At 44.2% G+C, this 17,793-nt stretch carries 17 protein-coding genes; 10 read left to right on the forward strand and 7 right to left on the reverse strand.

The features are described from left to right. Positions 1-47 precede the first annotated feature (47 nt). From nadB to FAM09_RS05745, 3 genes are all read left to right on the forward strand, one after another. Complete coding sequence (gene nadB, locus FAM09_RS05735; RefSeq protein WP_136576086.1) at positions 48-1,655, forward strand: L-aspartate oxidase; 1,608 nt, start codon at positions 48-50, stop codon at positions 1,653-1,655. A gap of 93 nt (positions 1,656-1,748) precedes the next feature. Next, a complete protein-coding gene (locus FAM09_RS05740) occupies positions 1,749-2,516 on the forward strand; it encodes a nucleotidyltransferase family protein (RefSeq protein WP_208025485.1) in 768 nt (255 codons plus the stop codon). A 75-nt stretch (positions 2,517-2,591) separates the two neighbouring features. Beyond that, positions 2,592-5,042 (forward strand): bifunctional YncE family protein/alkaline phosphatase family protein, encoded by a 2,451-nt coding sequence (locus tag FAM09_RS05745; RefSeq protein WP_136576087.1) that lies wholly within the window; start codon positions 2,592-2,594, stop codon positions 5,040-5,042. A 5-nt stretch (positions 5,043-5,047) separates the two neighbouring features. Here FAM09_RS05745 and FAM09_RS05750 read toward each other — a convergent pair whose 3' ends face one another. Together FAM09_RS05750 and FAM09_RS05755 are read right to left on the reverse strand one after the other, a co-directional pair. After that, positions 5,048-5,458, reverse strand: coding sequence for a VOC family protein (locus tag FAM09_RS05750; protein ID WP_136576088.1), 411 nt, complete (start codon positions 5,456-5,458; stop codon positions 5,048-5,050). A gap of 65 nt (positions 5,459-5,523) precedes the next feature. Further along, on the reverse strand, positions 5,524-6,096 hold the full coding sequence (locus tag FAM09_RS05755) for a Crp/Fnr family transcriptional regulator (protein WP_136576089.1): 573 nt from the start codon (positions 6,094-6,096) through the stop codon (positions 5,524-5,526). 370 nt (positions 6,097-6,466) lie between these two features. Here FAM09_RS05755 and FAM09_RS05760 point away from each other — a divergent pair, with 370 nt between their 5' ends. The 3 genes from FAM09_RS05760 (at position 6,467) to FAM09_RS05770 (ending at position 9,969) form a co-directional block, all read left to right on the forward strand. Next, positions 6,467-7,924, forward strand: a complete 1,458-nt coding sequence (locus tag FAM09_RS05760; RefSeq protein WP_136576090.1) for a RapZ C-terminal domain-containing protein — start codon at positions 6,467-6,469, stop codon at positions 7,922-7,924. 148 nt (positions 7,925-8,072) lie between these two features. Then, positions 8,073-8,954, forward strand: a complete 882-nt coding sequence (locus tag FAM09_RS05765) for a lysophospholipid acyltransferase family protein (RefSeq protein ID WP_136576091.1) — start codon at positions 8,073-8,075, stop codon at positions 8,952-8,954. Between the two features lie 346 nt (positions 8,955-9,300). Next, on the forward strand, positions 9,301-9,969 hold the full coding sequence (locus FAM09_RS05770; protein ID WP_136576092.1) for a response regulator transcription factor: 669 nt from the start codon (positions 9,301-9,303) through the stop codon (positions 9,967-9,969). Between the two features lie 160 nt (positions 9,970-10,129). Here the strand turns inward: FAM09_RS05770 and FAM09_RS05775 are convergent, their stop codons facing one another. From FAM09_RS05775 to FAM09_RS05790, 4 genes are all read right to left on the reverse strand, one after another. Continuing rightward, complete coding sequence (locus FAM09_RS05775; RefSeq protein WP_136576093.1) at positions 10,130-11,536, reverse strand: MBL fold metallo-hydrolase; 1,407 nt, start codon at positions 11,534-11,536, stop codon at positions 10,130-10,132. A gap of 101 nt (positions 11,537-11,637) precedes the next feature. Then, positions 11,638-11,985 (reverse strand): ArsR/SmtB family transcription factor, encoded by a 348-nt coding sequence (locus FAM09_RS05780; protein WP_136576094.1) that lies wholly within the window; start codon positions 11,983-11,985, stop codon positions 11,638-11,640. A 105-nt stretch (positions 11,986-12,090) separates the two neighbouring features. Next, the gene (tsaB, locus tag FAM09_RS05785) at positions 12,091-12,783 is read right to left on the reverse strand and encodes a tRNA (adenosine(37)-N6)-threonylcarbamoyltransferase complex dimerization subunit type 1 TsaB (protein ID WP_136576095.1); all 693 of its coding nucleotides are present in this window, start codon (positions 12,781-12,783) and stop codon (positions 12,091-12,093) included. Positions 12,784-12,980: 197 nt separating this feature from the next. Continuing rightward, entirely contained in the window at positions 12,981-13,661 is a 681-nt protein-coding gene (locus tag FAM09_RS05790) for a 3-hydroxyacyl-CoA dehydrogenase family protein (protein ID WP_136576096.1), read from the reverse strand. 136 nt (positions 13,662-13,797) lie between these two features. On the opposite strand from FAM09_RS05790, the gene FAM09_RS05795 reads away from it, so the two are divergent. Next, positions 13,798-14,178, forward strand: coding sequence for a RidA family protein (locus FAM09_RS05795; protein WP_136576097.1), 381 nt, complete (start codon positions 13,798-13,800; stop codon positions 14,176-14,178). Between the two features lie 159 nt (positions 14,179-14,337). Here the strand turns inward: FAM09_RS05795 and kbl are convergent, their stop codons facing one another. Beyond that, positions 14,338-15,549 carry a glycine C-acetyltransferase gene (gene kbl / locus FAM09_RS05800; protein ID WP_136576098.1) on the reverse strand — a complete coding sequence of 404 codons (1,212 nt, stop codon included), beginning with the start codon at positions 15,547-15,549 and terminating at the stop codon, positions 14,338-14,340. A 202-nt stretch (positions 15,550-15,751) separates the two neighbouring features. Here kbl and FAM09_RS05805 point away from each other — a divergent pair, with 202 nt between their 5' ends. From FAM09_RS05805 to FAM09_RS05815, 3 genes are all read left to right on the forward strand, one after another. Beyond that, complete coding sequence (locus tag FAM09_RS05805) at positions 15,752-15,970, forward strand: hypothetical protein (RefSeq protein WP_136576099.1); 219 nt, start codon at positions 15,752-15,754, stop codon at positions 15,968-15,970. 137 nt (positions 15,971-16,107) lie between these two features. Continuing rightward, on the forward strand, positions 16,108-16,593 hold the full coding sequence (locus tag FAM09_RS05810) for an RNA polymerase sigma factor (protein WP_136576100.1): 486 nt from the start codon (positions 16,108-16,110) through the stop codon (positions 16,591-16,593). Then, positions 16,583-17,770: an anti-sigma factor family protein gene (locus FAM09_RS05815; protein WP_136576101.1), complete on the forward strand. Its 1,188-nt coding sequence runs from the start codon at positions 16,583-16,585 to the stop codon at positions 17,768-17,770. The genes FAM09_RS05810 and FAM09_RS05815 overlap by 11 nt, the downstream gene beginning before the upstream one ends. Positions 17,771-17,793 lie beyond the last annotated feature (23 nt).

The raw sequence follows: 17,793 nt of genomic DNA on the forward strand, positions 1-17,793 counted from the left end.
TTTAATGAGCATTTTTAACTAGGTTTGACGTTTCGGAACCCAATAATATGCAAACTGATTTTCTCGTTATCGGCTCCGGTATTGCCGGATTGACCTTTGCACTCAAGGCAGCTCAACGTTTTCCTGATAAAAAAGTGCTGGTCATTACTAAAACGCAGGCAGATGAAACCAATACCAAATATGCCCAGGGCGGTATTGCCGGCGTAACGGATTTTGAAAAAGACAGCTTCGATAAACATATTGAGGATACCCTGGTTGCCGGCGATGGCCTGTGCAATAAACAGGTAGTTGAAATTGTGGTTAAAGAAGGCGTTGACCGCATCCAGGAATTGATTGACTGGGGCGCCCGGTTCGATAAAGAATCGGACGGCGATTATAAACTCGGCAAAGAAGGCGGCCACAGCGAATTTCGCATCCTGCACCATAAAGATATTACAGGGAAAGAAATGGAACGCGCCCTGCTGGAAGCGGCCCATAGCTTTCCCAATATTGAAATAGTAAAGCACTGCTTTGTAGTTGACCTGCTTACCCAGCACCACCTGGGTTACCTGGTTACAAAATCTACCCCACACATCGAGTGTTATGGCGTGTACGTATTGAACCTGCAAAACCACCAGATGGAAAAGGTGCTCGCCAAAATAACGGTATTGGCCAGTGGCGGCAACGGACAGGTTTACCGCTCTACCACTAACCCAAATATTGCAACCGGCGATGGCATTGCCATGGTATACCGGGCCAAGGGACGCATCGAGAATATGGAGTTCATCCAATTTCACCCTACAGCCTTGTATGAACCCGGTGTTCGCGGACAATCATTTTTAATTTCCGAAGCCGTACGTGGTGATGGCGGCATTTTGCGCAATAAGAACGGGGAAGCGTTTATGGAGCGGTACGATCCGCGTAAAGACCTGGCCCCCCGCGATATTGTTGCCCGCGCTATAGATAGTGAAATGAAGATCACGGGTACGGAACACGTATACCTCGACGTTACACATATCCCCAACGATAAATTCATTGAGCATTTTCCGAACATATATGAAAAATGCCGGTCTATTGGAATTGATGTGGCCACCCAATATATACCTGTAGCACCAGCAGCGCACTACAGTTGTGGTGGTATTAAAACCGATGAGTGGGGACGCACTTCTATAAAAAATTTATATGCAGCCGGCGAATGCGCCAGTACCGGTTTGCACGGCGCCAATCGACTGGCCAGTAATTCGCTGCTGGAAGCCATGGTATTTGCCCATCGTTGTTTTATTGATGCTGCAGAGAAGATAAAGGCTAACACCAATGGTGTTGACGCCCAGGCTGTGCCCGACTGGAAAGCCACCGGTACTTCGCAACCAAAAGAAATGATCCTCATTACCCAAAGCCTGAAAGAATTACAACAGGTGATGAGTGATTACGTGGGCATTGTTCGTACCAACATCAGGTTGGAACGCGCTGCCAAACGCCTCGATCTGTTATGGGAAGAAACAGAAGCCCTGTACCAGACAACAGCCCTGTCGCCCCAACTCTGCGAACTGCGCAATATGATCACCGTTGGCTACCTGATCGTAAAATGTGCGCATTTCCGCAAAGAAAGCCGTGGATTGCATTTTAATACTGATTACCCGTATAAGAGCACATTGGTGCAGAATATTGTGTTATAAATTCACGCTTCGACTACGCTCAGCGCTTATGGAGATCCTTCGACTGCGCTCAGGATCACTTCAGGAAGCCGAAGCGCTAAACATACATTCACGATGATGAACAATTCACAATCCACTACTTCTTCCAACTCCCCCTTTAGGGGGTTGGGGGGAATGATCTTCGCCGCCGGCCTGGGAACCCGGTTCAAACCATGGACCGACAAACACCCCAAGGCATTGGCCGTTATCAATGGTAAAAGTTTATTGCAACGCAATATTGAATACCTGCAGCAATACGGTATAACCAATGTAGTGGTGAATGTGCATCATTTTGCCGACCAGATCGTTACCGCATTGGAAAAAAACAAAGGCTATGGCAGCGCCATTACCATCAGCGATGAAACCGACATGGTGCTTGAAACCGGCGGTGGCATAAAAAAAGCAGCGCCGCTTTTTACAGCAGAAAACATTTTGGTGATCAATGTTGATATTCTTACCGATCTCGATCTGGGCAAGCTCATCGCATTTCATCAACAACACAATCCATTATCGACACTCGCAATAACCAATCGCACTACGTCGCGCTATTTTTTATTCGACGAGGACAATACATTGTGCGGCTGGCGCAATACAAAGACCGGTGAAGAAAAGATCGCCCGTGCTGCCACAACCTACATACCCAAAGCCTTCAGCGGCATACACGTCATCAGTAAAAAATTATTATCGCTTATACAACGCGAGGGAAAATTCTCCATCGTTGATACTTACCTGGAACTGGCCGCCACCCATACCATTAAAGGGTTCGACCACAGCGGTTCGCGGTTCATAGATGTTGGCAAACCCGATTCAGTCGCACAAGCGGAGCAATTATTTAGCGAATAAGCCCTTTATTAAAAAATTATTAAACAAATTCTCCAATACCACAATAGCCTATCTTTATCATCTTAGTTACTGCACATGATAAAGACGCTACTTTCAGCTATTGTTATTTTTGTGATTAGCATACCTGTTGCTATTGCACAACCGACTCCATACAACAATAATCCGTTTGCAACAGTAAAGTTGCCGAACGGCTGGTTTTTATCACCTGCCGGCAGGTCATTACCATTGGGCGATCTGCCACTGAACCTGGTCGTTTCTCCTTCTAAAAAATACCTGGCGGTTACCAATAACGGACAAAGCGTACAGTCGTTGCAGTTGATCGATGCTAAAAGTGAAAAAGTAATATATAGTGAAGTGATCCCAAAGAGTTGGTACGGATTGAAATTCTCTGCCGATGAAAAATTCCTCTATGCATCCGGCGGAAACGATAACTGGATCCTGCAATACGCCATTACCGATAAAAAGCTGGTTTTAAAAGATACTATTAAGCTGGGAGGAAAATGGCCGGTAAAGATCTCCCCTGCCGGTTTGGACATAGACGACGTCAACAAATTATTGTATGTGGTAACGCGGGAAGACAATAGTCTTTACATTATTGACCTTACTACAAAAAAAACAGTACAACGCATACAATTAAGCGCAGAAGCGTACACCTGCCTCCTATCACCCAATAAAAAAGAATTGTATATCTCGTTATGGGGTGGCGACAAGCTGCTTGTATTCAATACCGACGCCAGGGCCGTCGCTGGCTCCATTGCCGTGGGCGATAATCCCAACGAGATCTGCCTAACAAAAAATGGCAAATACCTGTACATTGCCAATGCCAACGACAATTCCGTTTCTGTGATCGATGTACTGCAACGAAAAGTGATTGAAACCTTTAATACTGCATTGTATGCCGATGCCCCCAATGGATCTACAACCAACGGCCTTGCATTGAGTGCCAATGAAAAAACATTGTACATAGCCAATGCTGACAACAATTGCCTCGCTGTTTTTGATATTACCAAACCGGCGGCCAGTTCATCAAAAGGGTTTATTCCAACCGGCTGGTATCCTACCAGTGTAAAAGTGATCGGGCGAAAAATTTATGTAGCCAACGGCAAAGGATTTTCTTCCATGCCTAACCCCAATGGACCTAACCCGGTTAAAAAGCGGGAAGAAGTGAAGTACCAGGAAGGCGATTCCAAAAAGCCGGTAACGGTTGAATACATAGCCGGGTTGTTCAAAGGCACCTTAAGCATTATTGACGAACCATCGGAAAAACAAATGAATGCTTATTCAAAAATGGTTTACGACAATACACCGTATTACAAAGGAAAAGAGCTGCAAACACAAGGTGAAGCAGGTAACCCTGTTCCTATGAAGATAGGTGATGCTTCCCCCATTAAGTATGTGTTTTATGTAATTAAAGAAAACCGCACCTACGACCAGGTGTTAGGCGATATGCCCGAAGGCAATGGAGATAAAAAACTGGTTCTATTTGGCGAACAATATACGCCTAACCAACATGCCCTGGCGCGTGAGTTTGTGTTGCTGGATAACTTTTATGTAGATGGCGAGGTTAGCGCCGATGGCCATAACTGGACCATGGGCGCCTATGCAACAGATTATCTCGAAAAAACCTGGCCCACCAGTTATGGCGGCCGCGGCGGCACTTATGCGGCTGAAGGTAATCGTGCCATCGCCAATAATAAAAAAGGGTTCCTCTGGGACCATTGCAAAAGGGCCGGCGTAACCTTCCGTACCTATGGCGAATTTGCAGATGACTACAAACCCAATATTCCTGTTTTAAAAGGTAACTACTGTACCTATTATACCGGCTGGGATATGGCAACCCGGGATACGACCCGCTTTTATCAATGGAAAAAAGATTTTGATTCCCTGCTGGCCATTAACCAATTGCCCAGGTTTAACTCAGTTCGCTTTGGTAACGACCATACAGAAGGCTTGCGCAAAGGAAGACCTACCCCCTATGCACATGTGGCCGATAACGATCTGGCAGTAGGTTTGTTTGTAGAGTACTTAAGTAAAAGCCCTATCTGGAACGAATGTGCGATTTTCATTATTGAAGACGATGCGCAGAACGGCGCCGATCATGTTGATGCGCATCGCAGCACGGCTTATGTGGCCGGCGGTTTGGTTAAACGCAATTACGTTGACCATACTATGTACTCAACCACATCGATGCTAAGGACCATAGAACTGATATTGGGCATAGCGCCCATGAGCCAGTACGATGCTGCTGCAATACCTATGTGGCGTTGCTTTACCAATACACCAAACAGCAAACCTTTTAACGCGCTGCCGGCTAATATAGATTTAAATGAAAAAAATGTTGCCCTTAACAAATGGCAACAACAGTCAGAAACCTTTAACTTAACAAAGGAAGATGCGGTGCCCGACCTGGAGTTTAACATTGTACTGTGGCACGGCCTTAAAGGTGATCACATCCCCTTCCCCGGTCCTAAACGCGCAGCTTTTGTAAAACTGCATAAGGAAGAAGAAGAGGATGAAGATGATTAAGCCAATCATTTTTCGGCGTGCAAACCAACTTTATTGCCTTCGGTATCTATAATGATGGCAATAAAACCTGCCGGTATTTCCATACGCGGTACAATTACTTTTCCGCCTGCTTTTTCAACTTTATCAACTACCAATTGCAGATCGGGACTGGCATTTATATAAACCATTGTTCCTTGGATGGCAGGTTTGTTCCTTTCGGTTTTTGACAATACACCGGTTACGCGGCCACTTGTTGCCTGAACCACATTGGGATTGTATGGAAAGAAAACAGATTCATCATTTCCATCGGCCCGCTTAACCATGGCAATATCAAGAATAGTTTCATAAAATGTTTTTGCCCTGTCGATATCCGTTACCGGTATTTCAAACCACGTAACTACATTCGTTGTTTCGTTGATCTTCTGAAGCTTTTGCATAATGTATTCTTTCTGCAAAAATCAAACCCTGCGCCGGCTTCATCCTGTGACGATCGTCACAAAAATCAAACATGCGAACGACGCTTTCTTATGCGGCTCAATGTTTCGCGGGCTACACCCAAAAATGAAGCTAACTGGGAAAGCGAAACCCTTTGTAACATGGCGGGGTGCCTGGTCTCTATATACTCAAGGCGTTCCTGAGGCGAATACAGTTTAAATAAATTTGAAAACTCTTCCTGTTTGGTGGCAAATAAACGAATGCAATGGCGGCCTAATGTTTCAATTTCAGGAGCCTGTTGCGCCGCCTGAAAAAGCTTCTCTTTATCAAAAACGATAACAGTTAATGGCTCACAGGCAACAATATTAAATTCACTTTTCTGCCCGCTGCCAAAGCTGCTGATGTTGGTGGCTATTTCGTTCTCAAAAAAGAAACCGGTGTTCTTTACCAGTCCGTCAACTTCATAATAACTTTTACAATAACCTTTAACAATAAAGAACAGGGAACGGCAAACCTGCCCTTCCTTTAGCAATAGTTCATTTTTATTGAAAGTTTGTTGCGTTAAGGCGGGTTGCAACAATGCCAAGCTTTCGGGAGAGAAAGCCGTTAGGGAATGAATGTATTGTAAAAGCTCGTTCATGTGTTGCGCTGTTCGGTTGCTGAACGGCTAAAGTTAATGACTTTGATCAAGTTTGCTTACCTGAAGGATACCTTTTGCTTACCTCCCGCTTACCTAAAGTTTACCTGTTGCTCGTATTTGCTAAACACCTACATTACCCTAACATAACCTTTTTCTTACCTAAAGGGTAAACAAAAGGTAAATCAGGTACGACCGTGGTACGACGCAAAGATAACAGGGGTAGTAAAGAAAGGTAAAGAAAAGGTAAAGAAATACCCTTCATTTCCGGGAACCCTTCTGCGGCCTTCGGCCTGATTGGGGAAAATTTAACTGCGTTTTTTTGCACTCGCCCATGACATTATTACATTACTTTTACTGACCCAATAACACTATGCAATCAATATTAGACGGAATCAATAAACTGTATGCGGAGTGGAGCGGCTCAGCCTGTGAGCGAATAGAAATATTACCTCAATCCGGCTCAGACAGACGGTATTTCCGCATCCATACCCAAAACGGAACCTGTATTGCCACGCATGGCCATAACATTCCGGAAAATGAAGCCTTCCTCTATTTTTCTCAACACTTTTATAACCAGCAGCTTCCGGTGCCGCAGATCTATGCGTTAGGGGAAGATAAAACCATTTACCTGCAACAGGACCTGGGAGATGTTTCTTTATTGAACCGCCTTGAGGAAGAAGGTTTTACCGACAAAATATATAACCTTTTCAAGAAAAGCCTGCATCAACTGGCTCTATTGCAGATAAAAGGCCATGCAGGGCTCGATTATACCCGCTGCCTAACCAACCAGGAATTTGGCAAACAGGCTATTATGGCCGACCTGCTGTATTTTAAATACTATTTCCTGGATGCCCTGCGCAAGCCATACGACAAACAAAAGCTGATCGACGATTTTGAAGCGCTGAGCAATTACCTCACACACACAGAATATAAATACTTCATGTTCCGCGACTTTCAAAGCCGGAACATACTGGTACTTCCCGATAACTCGGTACACTTTATCGATTACCAGGGCGGCATGCAGGGCGCTCCGCAATACGATGTGGCCAGTATGATCTGGCAGGCGCGCGCCAACCTGCCCGACGAATGGAAGGAAAGCCTGCTGAACGATTATATCGATTCTTTTGAACAGATCATGAATGAACAGGTGAACCGCGACCTGTTCAAAAGCCAATATAATGGGTACGTGCTCATCAGGCTGCTGCAGGTGTTGGGCGCTTATGGTTTCCGGGGACTGTTTGAGCGCAAGGCCCAGTTCCTGACCAGTATACCGCAAGCATTAAAGAACCTGCGATCATTCATTAACGAACATAACCTGGGCATTGCCGTACCGGAGTTTAATAAGGTATTACAGGTTTGTGTAAGTGATGAAATAATTGACCGCTTCACCCCGCTTTGTGCCGATGAGGAAACACCGTTGGTAGTACGGGTGCAAAGCTTCTCTTTCAAAAAAGGTATTCCTGCCGACCCCTCCGGTAATGGCGGCGGCTATGTGTTCGACTGCCGGGGAATTTTAAACCCGGGCCGTTTGGAGCAATTCAAAACCCAAACCGGTCGCGATAAAGGCGTTAAAGATTTCCTGGAACAACAAACACGCATGTCGGAGTTTTTGAACAGCGTATTTGATATTGTAGACATCTCCGTTGAAGATTACATCCGCCGTGGGTTCGAAAGCCTTACCGTAAGTTTTGGCTGTACGGGCGGTCAGCACCGGAGTGTGTACGCTGCCGACTCCATGGCCCGCCACCTGCGTAACAAGTTCAAGGTAAAGGTTGAGTTGAACCACGTAGAGCAGGAAGCGAAAAATTGGGTGAATGAAGGGAAATGAGGAATGAAGAATTAGAAACAGAGAAATAAAGAAGGAAAAACCTTAAGGCAACGAGATTGAGTTACAAATAGTTATGAGTTTGGTAGATAAACAACCAAAAACAATAAACTATAAACCATAAACCGTATTCAAGCTATCTTTGCGCTTTATGTACTACATAGTTTACGGTTTATTGTACCTGGTATCGTTATTACCCCTGCGAGTATTATATATCGTTTCAGACGGCTTGTATTTATTGGTGTACCGCATTTTGGGTTACCGACGAAAAGTGGTGCTGGAAAACCTGCAGATCGCATTTCCTGAAAAAACCCTGGCTGAGCGAAAAAAAATAGCCAAAAAATTCTACCATAATTTTATCGACTCCATTATAGAAAGCTTAAAAATGGTTTCGGCCAGTGATTCCTATATTCAAAAACGGGTCAGCGGCAATTGGGAATTATTGAGCGACCTGTATAAAACGGGGCGCAGTTGCCAGATCCACCTGGGGCACACTTTTAACTGGGAATGGGCTAACCAGGCTGGCGCCAAAATAATGCCCTATACTTTTCTGGGCGTTTACATGCCCATAACTAATAAAATATTCGACCGGTTATTCAGAAAACTCCGCGCCAAATCAGGGTCGGTATTATTGCCTGCCACTGATATGCGCAAGGCCATGCTTCCCTGGCGCAACCGGCAATATTGCATTGGACTGGTTGCCGACCAGGCGCCATCCGCACCGGAAAAATCTTTCTGGCTGAACTTTTTTGGAAAACCTACCGGGTTCGTTGCTGGTCCCGAAACCGGTGCCCGGGCGTCCAACATCCCTGTTGTTTTTGCCTCTATTGAAAAGCCACGGCGTGGATATTACAAGGTAATATTTACACTGGCTGAAGATCAACCAGCTTCTGTTGAAAGAGGAGAACTTACCCGGCGCTACGCCCGCTACCTCGAGAATGTTATCAGGCAGCAACCCGATATGTGGTTGTGGAGCCATCGCCGCTGGAAAAAGGAATGGAAAGAAGAATACAGGGCCAACTGGTTAGATTAATGGCGGTCCATTAGCAGTATTTAATCAGCATGGTTTCACGAAACACTTCAATAATAAATCACTTCATACAGAAAGTTACAACATCGTATTACGCGATCAGGCCCCACAAACTCTTAATCGTGATCAATTTCTTACTAGGGTATCGCCAATAACTATAACGGATAGGGGATAAGCTATTTATTTACGTTGCGGATATAAATGAAAATCCTAATTTTGAATTAGGGCCTCGGAAATGCAGAGCCAGGCCCAATTAGTCGGTGCACAAAACAACCTTACCAGTATCCCCCGATAGGACCTACCGTGATTCTCTTCCTACCCTTTTCCTCACCATAAACCCTTAACCATTATGCTAAAGACTAATGCCAGCGTGGCCATTGTAGATGATCACATTCTGCTACGCAACGGACTCGCCAATCTCAATCTTATCCGGGGCCTCGAAACGTATGCGGTTCTTTTTGAAGCCAATAGCGGAAAAGATTTTATCAAACAGTTACAACCCAGGTACTTACCGGATATTGCATTGCAAGATATCAATATGCCGGGAATGGATGGCTATGAAACGGCCCTGTGGCTTAAACGTAGTTATCCTGGTATCAAGATCCTTGCCCTGTCAATGTATGATAGTGAGAGCTCAATAATCCGTATGATGAAAAGCGGCGTCAAAGGTTATATCCTGAAAGATATTGATCCTACAGAATTTCGTCGCGTCCTTGATCCGCTTTTGCGAAAAGGATATTATTATTCCGAACTGATCACCGGTAAACTTATACATGCTGTTAGCCAGTTAGATGAACCAGACGAACCAATAAAATGCCTTGTTTCTCTGAATGTTCGTGAGATTGAGTTTTTAAAGTTGGTTTGCACAGAAATGACTTACAAGGAAATAGCAGAAAGAATGTTCTTAAGCGCCCGCACTATCGACGGTTATCGCGATGCATTATTTGAAAAGCTGAACGTAAAAAGCAGGGTGGGCCTCGTATTGTATGCTATCAAGAACAACATTGTGAACGTGTAATCAGCTGGCAGGAAGTGGTTAGTGGAAGAAAAAAACAAAAACCTATAAGGTTTTAGTCAATACTAAGCCTTATAGGTTTTATTATCTTTATCCGCCTTGACTTTGCGGAGGATCGATTATTAAAGGAGAAGCCGAGTTAAAGGCCCTCACTCACCACTCACTAATTCAGCACGCTATTATCTTTCACGATCTCAATACCTTCCTGAACTCGTATAGCATTAAAACCACCCAATACATTCCGCAGGTTATGTATGCCCTGCCGCTTCATTAATGAAGCTGCAATAACGCTGCGATAACCACTGCCGCAATAAATGTACAGGTTCTGCAACTCTTCAATATTGGCCATAGAGCCGGGATCGGTAAGATCATTTAAGGGGAAATTGACAGCACCCCGTACATGGCCATCTGCAAATTCAGCTTCCCGCCGAACATCTACCGCTACCAGGTGATCGTCGTACGGCATGTCCATTGCCAGCTCATCCACTTCAACATCAATGATCAGGTCAATTTCTTCACCGGCCTGGCGCCAGGCTTCTACCCCACCGGCCAGGTAACCATGTATTTGCGAGAACCCAACCCGCGCTAACCGTACCACGCTTTCTCTTTCCTGACCCTCCTCGGTTACCAAAATGATGGGTTTATCAAACGGCAACAAACTACCGGCCCATTCTGCAAAGCGCCCTTCGAGCCCAATGCTTATAGAACCGGGAACAAATTGTTTGGTGAAATCGCCGGCGCTACGGGTATCGAGTATGATGGTATCTTCATTTTCCATCCATTTTTTAAAATCAGCCGGGCTTAATGGCGTTAAAGCTGCTTCCATGATCTTATCCAGGCTGTCATAGCCTTCTTTATTTATTCTTGCATTAATAGGGAAATAGAGTGGAGCTGCCGGTAAATCGGTTGTTACGGCTTTTATGAATTCCTCTTTGGTTTGTGATTGCAGGGCATAGTTCGACTGCTTTTCTTCCCCGATAGTGCTTGAGGTAGCCGGACCGAGGTTTTTACCACAGTTACTACCAGGCCCATGCGCGGGATATACTATAACGTCATCGGGCAACGAAGCAAGCTTCCCGTTCAATGAATCATATAGTAAGGACGCCAGTTCTTCTTTACTCATTTCGCCGCTGCTGAGGTCGGGCCGGCCAACTTCGCCAACAAACAAGGTATCGCCGGTAAAAACAGCGTGGGGCTTACTGGTTTCATCGCGCAGCAAATAGCAGGTGCTTTCTACCGTATGACCGGGCGTATGCAGCACTTCAATAGATACTTTGCCTAATTGGAAGATTTCCCCGTCTTTAGCCAGGTGAATGGGAAAATGGGTTTCGGTATTGGGCCCGTAAACGATGGGCGCGCCGGTAGCTTTTTGCAGATCGAGGTGGCCACTTACGAAATCGGCGTGAAAATGGGATTCAAAGATGTATTTGATAGTAGCATTCCGTTCCCGGGCGAGCTGAAGGTAACTGTCAACATCCCTGAGGGGGTCCACAATAGCCGCAATCCCATCACTTTCAATGTAATAGGCCGCTTCGCTCAAACAGCCGGTATACAATTGCTTAATAAACATGTAGTCTTATTTTAGGCAAAAGTACGCCATAACAAGTTAACCCATAGCCGTATAGTGGCTACAGGTTAACTGTTTAAACAATTTGTCGAGTCTCCGTCTTATCAGATGTTGAGGTCGTCCACGCATTTCATGATGTGAGCTACCCGTGCACTGTTAACAGAATAGTAAATAAATTTACCATCCCGGTCAGTTTTCACGATGCCGGCTCTTCGTAAAATTGCGAGGTGTTGGGATGCAACGGACTGTTCTAACCGCAAACGTACATAGATCTCCGTCACGGTAAGACGCTTGTTCTCATCGATCAGTTTGACGATCTGTTGACGCAGCTTGTGGTTCAAGGCTCGAAGTATCATCGCAGCCTTTTTCAGGTTCAGGAAGTCAACTTTTACCGATTCACCATCCCCACCATCTGCATTTAAGACCATGGAGTAATTGGTTGTTACGTTCATGTGCACATCAGAGCTTTTAAGATATTTAATAGGATAACGCTAAAAATCAAATTTACAAGAAAATTGATATGCTAGGGATGAAAGGGGGATAAAAGTTTCATTTGGTCATTTTTTGATATAAGAGTAAAATTCTTTTAGATAAACGGGCTCAGCATACGCTAAGTTGGCAAAATTCTGACTCAAATACAGGCTGGAAGCCAGTTTAGCAAGGCTTTTAGCAATATCAATTTTTTCATCTATAAATAGAACGTTAGGATACCTGCTTACATTTTTCCACTTAAAAGAGCCATTTCCGAAGCATACCAGTGACTTATTATTTAACTCTTCGTTAAAGGATAATGCATCAAGGATCATGGCTTTAGGGGAAATGATCTCATGTAACGCCGCATCATAAACGGCCGTAAATACTTCCATACGGCGTGCATCTATCATTGGGCAATAACACAGCGGTGGTTGCATATGAGCAGCCAATGACTGCCATTGGTTAATGGCGCCATAGGCCATTATCTGTAAGGTATTAATTGTTATGAGTGGTATTTGTAAGGCAAAGCATAACCCTTTAGCCGTAGCCATACCCACCCGTAAGCCCGTATAAGAGCCAGGGCCATGGGTAACGGCAACAGCCTGTATTTGCTGCATGGTATACCCTTCTTTTTGTAATAAGGTGTTGATAGCCATCTGTATCCAGGCTGCATGATCTTTCTGGTTCTCATTAATAAGCGTACTAATTACAATTCCGTCTATTGATGAGACGCATACACTTGCCTGATCGGTGGCTGTATCAATATTTAAAATCATCTTTTGTATTCTTGATTAATTCTTTTGATTGTAAACTTTAGGTACACGCTGCAAGCCTAAAGTCGAAAGCAATAAAGTTCGGGTTTGACGTTTGCCTTATGCCTCGTTGCCTTTTCTTCCTATTACTTACTTCTTTCTTTATTACCTCTATCAACTTTATCAACCTGTTACCTTGTCAACTTGTTAGCTCGTCAACCTCAACTGCTCGCTTCATCAACAAGTAACGGCGCAGGCATATAACGTTTATCATCATGGCTTAATTCAGTTAATAATTCATGAATACGCGTTAAGCCTATTTTAGCGCTCCATTCAAACGGGCCATACGGATAGCTGGTGCCCAGTTTCATGGCAATATCGATTTCCTGCCGGGTGCTTACCTGGGCGCCCAGCGTATGATATGCTTCGTTAATGATGGTAGCCAGTACCCGGGCAGTGATCATACCTGGTATATCTGGCGCCACTACGTATTTCCAATGCAGGGAAGAGAATATAGGTTGTATGTCTGCTTCAGTCATGGAGACCGGCAGGGCAATTTCGGTTATAGACCGCTGCAGTAAACCTGGCCAGGCGTTTATTCGAATAAAATCAGCACCCAGCTTTTTTGTTGGCCAGCTTACCGCATTTACGATCACCGGTTTAGGCAATAACTTTTTTAAATGGGCTGTTCTTTCCGCATCCAATTCAAACAACAGGTCTATATATACATCGGCTTCTGCAATGGTCAATGCACGCATGGAATCAGCAAATATCATATCAATACCATCCGGCAATCCTTTGCTCTTGAGTTCCTGTAATAATTGCTCATCGGCTAATATGGCCACTGTCATGGGCGTTCTTAATTTTACCCGCAAAGAAAAACCTTTATGGTGAATGGTCAATGGGGAATTGTTTATTGGCTATTGCATATTGTAAATTGAATATTGCTAAGGCCTATTACCGGGCATGTTGCTTGCCTTCCCTCGTTGCCTTTATACCTTGTTGCCTTTATTCTTTGCCTATTGATTATCTTTGGTTATGCAAAAAACCATCATCAACACCACCCATGCGCCTTCACCTATTGGTCCTTATAGCCAGGCAGTACAAGCCGGCAATTTGTTATTTATCTCCGGCCAGGTAGCGCTTAACCCGGCTACAGGCACTATTGAAGCTACAGATGTGGCCGGCGAAACCGACCAAATAATGAAAAATCTGAAAGCGGTATTAACAGAAGCCAGTTATGATTTCAGCCATGTGGTAAAGACGACAATTTTCCTTAGCGATATGTCGCATTTTAATACCATGAATGAAGTATACGGCAAGTATTTCACCGGCAATTTTCCCGCCCGGGAAACAGTGGCCGTAAAAGGACTGCCCCGGAATGTGAACGTTGAAATAAGTATGATCGCGGCGAAGTAATGCAGAACGCTTAACCGGAACGCCTGGTTCCCCATCCCTGGCCTTCTTAACATAGCAGGATTTACGCAGGATCATCAGGGCAATAAAAAAAGTCCGGGAGGCACCATTTTCCAGGCATCTCCCGAACTTTACTATTGAACCTGTTAACCTGTGAACTTATTAACTTGTTAACTTATCAACAACCCCTGTAAGCACGCCTAATTCTTTACCAATTTTGGCAAAGGCGGTAATGGCTTTGTCAAGATGGTGTTGTTCATGCGCCGCACTCAATTGCACCCGTATACGGGCCTGCCCTTTAGCCACTACAGGATAAAAGAAGCCTATTACATAAATGCCTTCTTCCAGCAAGCGGGCAGCAAAGTTCTGGGCTATAACGGCATCGTATAGCATAATAGGCACTATGGGATGATCGCCGGGCTTGATGTCGAAGCCGGCTTCTGTCATCTTGCTGCGGAAGTATCTGGTATTATACTCGAGCTTATCGCGTAATTCGGTGGTTTCGCTCAACAGGTCAAGCACGGCAATAGAAGCGCCTACAATGCCCGGAGCCAGTGTATTGGAGAACAAATAGGGCCGGGAACGCTGCCGTAACATCTCAATCACTTCTTTACGGCCACTGGTAAAACCGCCTGAAGCGCCGCCCAGCGCTTTTCCCAGGGTGCCGGTGATAATATCAATTTTACCCATTACCCCTCTGTATTCATGTGTACCTCTACCTGTTTTACCTAAAAATCCGCTGGAGTGGCTTTCATCGATCATAATAGCCGCATCATATTTTTCGGCCAGTTCAACAATCGTATCTAACTGGGCAATGGTGCCATCCATACTGAAAGAACCATCGGTAACAATTATGCGGTTACGGAGCGATTGCGATTCTTTTAATTTCTCCTCCAGGTCGGCCATATTATTGTGCTTATAGCGGTACCGTTGGGCCTTACACAACCGAACGCCATCTATAATAGATGCATGGTTCAGTTCATCGGAAATAATGGCGTCCTGCTCATTATACAAGGGTTCAAACACCCCGCCGTTAGCATCAAAGGCTGCTACGTACAGAATTGTGTCTTCAGTACCCAAAAAGGCAGATATTTTCTCTTCCAGTGCTTTATGAATATCCTGCGTGCCGCAAATGAAGCGTACACTGCTCATACCGTAACCCCGGTAGTCAACATACTTTTTAGCAGCTTCAATTACTTTGGGGTGAGAGGAGAGGCCGAGGTAATTATTGGCGCAAAAATTAAGCACCGTTTTGCCATTCACCTTAATTTCAGCGCCTTGCGGCGATTCAATAATACGCTCTGTTTTATACAAACCGGCAGCCTTGATCTCTGCCAGCTCACCGGCCAGGCGTTTTACTAATTTTTCATTCATGGAGCATGTAGTTTTTTGTAATGTCACAAATGTAAGAATTTGAAGTTTGTTCAAACACCAGTGGCATAAACCCTTCATATCGTATTACTTAGTTTTCGCATTTGCGAAATATCAAATACGACGGAAAATAATTCTAACTTTTTCTTATAAAAACTGTAACAAAATCCCAATAACTTCGTCTTATAATACAAAACGACTCATTATGTGGAAGAAAAACTTTATCCGTTCAACCCTCATACTATTGGTGGCCTTGGCTGGAATATTTGTTTTTGCCACAACCCATACTTCAAAAAAGCCGGCAGGCCGGGAGTGTATCAAATCAAACAAAGAATGCTGTAATGGCAGAGATAATAAAAGTCAGAGCGATTTTATTATCTGGGAGTCGCTTAGCCGGGCCATCGCTGCAAATTCTCATTACTAACATTATGACAATCAACATTTCAATATAAAAGGTCCCGCTTTACGGCGGGATCTTTTTATTTTTTGAAATCGTTGTAACTATTTACATCCTGGTACGTACCACACCAATACAAACAGAATAACAGACAGGTTCTGCTTATGACCGAAAAAGAATACAATCAATGTGTAGCTGAGTATGCGGACAACGTGTACCGGTTCATCCTTAAAAACCTTCGCCATGAAGAGGATGCCCGGGATGTTGTTCAGGCTGCATTTGAAAAAATGTGGCGCAACAGAGCGGATGTAGAAAATGCCCGATGCAAAAGTTACTTGTTTACGGTTGCTTATAACCAAATGATCGATCACCTTCGAAAAGTAAAACGTATTCAGTTACGCGATGAATTCCGGGAAGAAACAAAGGTATATGACAAACCAATGCATAATACCCGTAAGATCCTGGAAGAAGCACTGAGCCGGTTAAACGAAACACAACGGGCGCTGGTATTGCTGAAAGATTATGAGGGGTACTCGTATGAAGAGATCGGACAAATTACCGGACTTAACGAAAGCCAGGTAAAAGTATATCTTCACCGGGCCCGTATTCAATTAAAAAACTATCTGGTAAAACCTGAAAATGTCATTTAATTTTTATCATATAAGAACAGATGATTTCTCTGCTTATGCCGGTGGCGGACAGCGTGAAGTTATTACCCGTGATAATTACGAGGCATATTTTGTAATGTATGTAGATGATGAGCTGAACGCTGCTGAACGCAAAGCCGTTGAAAGCTTCATACAACAAAATCCCGACCTGGAAGAGGAACTGGTTATGTTGCAACAATCGGTATTACGTGCCGATGAACACATCGTTTTTGAAAATAAGGAAAGCTTACTGAAAGGTTTGAACGAACAGGAACAGATAAATGAGCACAATTATTCAACCTTCTTTGTACTGTATGCCGATGATGAATTAACAGATGCAGAAAAAGATATAGTTGAACAGTTCGTATTTCAACACCCCGAATACCAGTCGGCATTTGAACTGATACAACAGGCGAAGCTGGTGCCCGACAGCACCATTACTTTCCCTGATAAAACATACCTGTACCGCACAGAAGAAGATGACAATAAAATAGTCGCCTTTCCCTGGTGGCGGTTTACGGCGGCAGCCATTGCATTTCTTGTTATCGGCAGCCTGGCCTGGTATATATCAGTACAAAATGCCAATAATAAAGAAGTAGCCAGTAAAGATGCGTCAACAAAACCATCCCTGAAAGTAGTTACGCCGTTGCAGGGAAAAGAACAACAAATTATTTCTCCCGACACACCGGAAACAGTAGCCGACAGTGCTCCTGTTATTCCTGAATTAGATCCTGATTCCAGGACAAACAAAGAGCAACTCGTAGTTACAGACAAGCTCATTCAAAAAAATATTTCAGATGCCAGTAACATTCAAGAACCCTCATACGTAAAACAAGTAAGCAAACAACAACTGGTGAAGGATCCTGAAAATATCGATATCGCTATTAAAGCAAAACCGGTTGAAGTAGCTGTTGACAATTCGAATGAAAAAATAGTTGTTAAGGGCGGTATTTTAAAACGCACTATCAATGCACCATTAGCGGTTAATACAATAGTAGAAGAAACTCCAGATATTGAACCTGATCAGTCACATACGGCAGTTTTAACTACACAAATAAATAAAACACCGTTGCGAGGCTTTTTCCGCAAAGTATCGCGGGTAGTTGATAAGGTTACCAACCCCGAAGACAATGGCAAAGGAGGCATACGCATAGCCAACCTTGAAATAGCATTAAAATAATACCATTAAATAGTTAAAAAAAG

The sequence above is a fragment of the Niastella caeni genome (assembly GCF_004834005.1).
In the GTDB taxonomy this organism is placed as follows: Bacteria; Bacteroidota; Bacteroidia; order Chitinophagales; family Chitinophagaceae; genus Niastella; species Niastella caeni.

Coding starts and splice junctions, on each gene's coding strand:
- nadB (WP_136576086.1), top strand. CDS start 48: ATGCAAACTGATTTTCTCGTTATCGGCTCCGGTATTGCCGGATTGACC.
- FAM09_RS05740 (WP_208025485.1), top strand. CDS start 1,749: ATGATGAACAATTCACAATCCACTACTTCTTCCAACTCCCCCTTTAGG.
- FAM09_RS05745 (WP_136576087.1), top strand. CDS start 2,592: ATGATAAAGACGCTACTTTCAGCTATTGTTATTTTTGTGATTAGCATA.
- FAM09_RS05750 (WP_136576088.1), bottom strand. CDS start 5,458: ATGCAAAAGCTTCAGAAGATCAACGAAACAACGAATGTAGTTACGTGG.
- FAM09_RS05755 (WP_136576089.1), bottom strand. CDS start 6,096: ATGAACGAGCTTTTACAATACATTCATTCCCTAACGGCTTTCTCTCCC.
- FAM09_RS05760 (WP_136576090.1), top strand. CDS start 6,467: ATGCAATCAATATTAGACGGAATCAATAAACTGTATGCGGAGTGGAGC.
- FAM09_RS05765 (WP_136576091.1), top strand. CDS start 8,073: ATGTACTACATAGTTTACGGTTTATTGTACCTGGTATCGTTATTACCC.
- FAM09_RS05770 (WP_136576092.1), top strand. CDS start 9,301: ATGCTAAAGACTAATGCCAGCGTGGCCATTGTAGATGATCACATTCTG.
- FAM09_RS05775 (WP_136576093.1), bottom strand. CDS start 11,536: ATGTTTATTAAGCAATTGTATACCGGCTGTTTGAGCGAAGCGGCCTAT.
- FAM09_RS05780 (WP_136576094.1), bottom strand. CDS start 11,985: ATGAACGTAACAACCAATTACTCCATGGTCTTAAATGCAGATGGTGGG.
- tsaB (WP_136576095.1), bottom strand. CDS start 12,783: ATGATTTTAAATATTGATACAGCCACCGATCAGGCAAGTGTATGCGTC.
- FAM09_RS05795 (WP_136576097.1), top strand. CDS start 13,798: ATGCAAAAAACCATCATCAACACCACCCATGCGCCTTCACCTATTGGT.
- kbl (WP_136576098.1), bottom strand. CDS start 15,549: ATGAATGAAAAATTAGTAAAACGCCTGGCCGGTGAGCTGGCAGAGATC.
- FAM09_RS05805 (WP_136576099.1), top strand. CDS start 15,752: ATGTGGAAGAAAAACTTTATCCGTTCAACCCTCATACTATTGGTGGCC.
- FAM09_RS05810 (WP_136576100.1), top strand. CDS start 16,108: ATGACCGAAAAAGAATACAATCAATGTGTAGCTGAGTATGCGGACAAC.
- FAM09_RS05815 (WP_136576101.1), top strand. CDS start 16,583: ATGTCATTTAATTTTTATCATATAAGAACAGATGATTTCTCTGCTTAT.